3 protein-coding genes are annotated in these 2,681 nt (G+C 54.0%); all 3 read left to right on the top strand.

Going from position 1 to position 2,681, the window contains the following annotated elements:
- The first annotated feature begins 97 nt into the window (after nucleotides 1-97).
- Complete coding sequence (locus ACOI1H_RS24720) at nucleotides 98-370, top strand: hypothetical protein (RefSeq protein WP_422440901.1); 273 nt, start codon at nucleotides 98-100, stop codon at nucleotides 368-370.
- A gap of 144 nt (nucleotides 371-514) precedes the next feature.
- On the top strand, nucleotides 515-670 hold the full coding sequence (locus ACOI1H_RS24715; protein WP_422440900.1) for a hypothetical protein: 156 nt from the start codon (nucleotides 515-517) through the stop codon (nucleotides 668-670).
- A gap of 194 nt (nucleotides 671-864) precedes the next feature.
- Nucleotides 865-2,343, top strand: a complete 1,479-nt coding sequence (locus tag ACOI1H_RS24710) for a sensor histidine kinase (RefSeq protein WP_422440899.1) — start codon at nucleotides 865-867, stop codon at nucleotides 2,341-2,343.
- Nucleotides 2,344-2,681 lie beyond the last annotated feature (338 nt).

Here is a 2,681-nt window from a genome sequence, read left to right as displayed (position 1 = left end):
TCGACAATCTCGACTGATGTACATCAATCCAAACTGATTTATTCTATGTCATGGTAGTGATCCTTGTGGGCTCTCCTTTGGCCTGAACAAAACCTTAATGATGGATGATGCCAAAATGATGGATCAAACCAATATTCCTGATCAGACAAAGTATGCCGGGATGGCCGCACTCTCCATCTGCGAGGCCCTTATGCTCGCGTTGAACGATCACAACGTTCTCCCGGAGAAAGAATTTGTCGGCATTCTCAAAGATGCGGCTGAGGCCCACGAGAACGCGGCCGGGTCGGACGCCGATCTGCGCACGCATAAGCAAGTCGCAATGCTGATCAATCGCATCATCGCGGGGGGCAACTCAGTCCGACGGCCTTGATCTGAGGCAGTCTGGGCCACCCATCACCGTTTAGTTCCCGCTGCGGCCATCTAACGGTGTTGTGTGCCGCGGTTGCCCTACGCAAGATATCCCGCCATCCCGTGCCGGCTGAGCAGCCGCGCGCATACCAAGGAGTTTTTACTGATGATTATCCGCACACTGTCTGATGTCTTTCGAATCTTGCAACGTCGGTTGGAAACTCCGATGGAGAAAATGACGCGTAAAGCGAAAGAAAGGCGCGACGAGGAGGCGACAAAGCGTCAGGTCAAAATTGCACGCTTGCGCAAGGCGCATCTTTAAAGAGAGGCCACTGCGTCTGCTGATCCAGCCGCGCGCATGGCGAAAGCCCGGCGCAAAATTACGCAGATTAACGTTAGACCGTAAATGCTTTTGGCTGTCATGGACGTTCGCAGATACTTGAGTGCATTAAACCAAGAGGGCCGATCTAAACTGAAAGTGCCGATTGGCATATTTGTCCTTATGGTCGTGCTTCCATGATTACCGATATGACGAGCCTGTCAAATCTTTTTCCGAACAAAGGAAGCAAAATACTAATGAAGAGCACATCGTCGACGGCACTGACGGCGATGGACCCGTCCGAGATTATCGCAACCCTGCGGGAAGGGCTCCTTGTTCTCACCGAAGACCTGACTGTCGAGTTTGCGAGCGACAAATTCTTGAAGATGTTCAGAGTCAACCGCCATGACACGGTGGGACGTGCCCTTGGCGATCTGGGTGACGGACAGTGGAACATACCAGCGCTGCTGGGTCCCCTGAACGCCGTTGTAACCCAGGATGTGACGCTCGAAGATCTCGAAGTCGACCACCACTTCGATCATATCGGACGCAGAGTGATGCGTCTGAATGCGCGCAAAACCGTCTGGGCGGGTCACAATGCCAAGCGAATACTGCTGGCCGTTGACGATGTAACGGAAGCCGCCGACCACGCCCGGGAACTGGGTCTTCAACGCCGATTGGCGGAAGGCATCGTGGACACCTTGCGCGAACCGCTTCTTGTTCTTGACGGCGACCTTCAGATCATGGCGGCCAGCCGCGCATTCCATCTGAAGTTCAGGGTAGATGCCGAGCAGGCGCTCGGCAGGAACCTGGTCGATTTGGGCAACGGACAATGGGCCAACCCAGAGCTGATCCGGCTTCTAAAAGAGGTCTTGCCTGACCACTCCACGATAGAAGACTACGAGATTACCCACGCCTTTCCCCAGATCGGCGTCCGAACGGTTCTTTTGAATGCGCGGAAGATATTCAGCGAAGGTCTTAGCACCAAAACCTTGCTGCTGGCGATAGAGGACGTGACGGAGCGACGCCTTCTGGAGGCTGAGCGTGACCGGGCTCTCGATCAGTCCAATCGTCTCCTCGAAGAGCTGAACCACCGCGTGATGAACTCAATGTCAATGATTGGCTCTGTTATATCGATGGAAGGACGTGCGCTGAGCGACGTTGATTGCAAAGCGGCGTTCACTCGCATGCGCAACCGCATCGACGCCATTGGGACCCTTTATCGCGCCCTGTCCCGGACGGGGGCTGTCGATCATGTGCAAGCAGATGATTATCTGAACGCTATCATGCGCGATGCTGTTGCTGCGATGGAAATGTCGCCCGGAACAATCACGATAACTCTTGCGGACAGCGAGATTGAGCTGTCGACGCGTATCGCGGTTCCCCTTGGTCTGATCGTAAACGAGTTGGCCACCAACAGCCTGAAGTATGCGTACGTTGGCCGTGACACTGGCAAACTTGGGTTGGGCATTGTACCGACTGATGACGTGATCGCATTTACCTTCTGGGATGACGGTCCCGGCATAGACGTGAACGCCCGGGTTGACTCCGGCCTTGGTCAGAAACTGATTGAGGCGTTTGTGGAGCAACTGGGCGGAACGTTGAGCCCTAGCAGTGGGCTGGACGGAACGCAGTATGTTCTGGCAATTCCCCATGCAGAACTTTCAAAGTTCTAAGCATCCGCACGGCCGGAGACAAGGAGACCGTGGAACATAAGAAAATTTCCTTACCATGCTAAGTTTCATAGGACGGAAGCAGCCCTCTATGCAGCCGATAGCGGAACTCCGACTTCAGCCCTTCCTGTCTAATGCTGTGCCTGAGCAACCCGACGAACGCGCGAACCTTGGCTGCAGCTGAGAATTGTTTCGATTTCAGTTCCGTTTCACCGAACGAGACTGTCATCCAAGTCAATATTGGCTCAAAAAAACCCCTCTCAAAAACAGTGCCTTACAACCTGAACACCGAATAGGCGCAGTCATCAGGTATGGAGAATTTCGCCCTCTAGTGTTCTGAG

Source organism: Loktanella sp. DJP18, assembly GCF_049310965.1.
GTDB lineage: Bacteria > Pseudomonadota > Alphaproteobacteria > Rhodobacterales > Rhodobacteraceae > Loktanella.
Note: the sequence above shows the minus strand (reverse complement) of the source record. Positions and strands in the feature narration are given on the sequence as shown.

Coding starts and splice junctions, on each gene's coding strand:
- ACOI1H_RS24715 (WP_422440900.1), top strand. CDS start 515: ATGATTATCCGCACACTGTCTGATGTCTTTCGAATCTTGCAACGTCGG.
- ACOI1H_RS24710 (WP_422440899.1), top strand. CDS start 865: ATGATTACCGATATGACGAGCCTGTCAAATCTTTTTCCGAACAAAGGA.
- ACOI1H_RS24720 (WP_422440901.1), top strand. CDS start 98: ATGATGGATGATGCCAAAATGATGGATCAAACCAATATTCCTGATCAG.